This is a genomic window from Paraburkholderia sp. SIMBA_054 (assembly GCF_046534875.1).
GTDB lineage: Bacteria > Pseudomonadota > Gammaproteobacteria > Burkholderiales > Burkholderiaceae > Paraburkholderia > Paraburkholderia hospita.
On record NZ_JAWRXV010000261.1, the window covers coordinates 1 to 443 of the forward strand.

A 443-nucleotide genomic window follows, 5' to 3' on the forward strand; every position below is an offset into this window, starting at 1 on the left:
CGTGGAGAACGTGCCCGATCCAAAAATCGAGCGTCCGACTGATGTGATCGTGCAGATCAGAAGCACCAATATCTGCGGTTCGGATCTGCATATGTTCGAAGGCAGGACCGACTTTGAAAAGGGGAGGGTTTTCGGGCATGAGAATCTCGGCCAGGTCACGGAAGTGGGGCAGGCCGTTGAACGTTTGAAAGTCGGTGACTGGGTGTGCATGCCGTTCAATATCAGCTGTGGGCATTGCAGGAATTGCGAAAAGGGATTGACCGCATTCTGCCTTGCTGCCAATCCTGAGCCCGGCATGGCAGGCGCTGCCTTCGGCTTCGCCGACATGGGACCCTATCAGGGCGGACAGGCGGAATACCTGCGCGTTCCTTGGGCCGATTTCAACTGCCTGAAGCTGCCTCCTGATGCCGAGGAAAAGCAGAACGACTATGTGATGGTGGCCG

The 443-nt window shown here is 56.7% G+C and carries 1 protein-coding gene; it reads left to right on the forward strand.

The window, feature by feature from the left end; translation table 11 throughout:
* Position 1: 1 nt before the first annotated feature.
* On the forward strand, positions 2-443 hold a 442-nt coding region (locus SB822_RS55035), incomplete at its 3' end, for an alcohol dehydrogenase catalytic domain-containing protein (protein WP_410858840.1).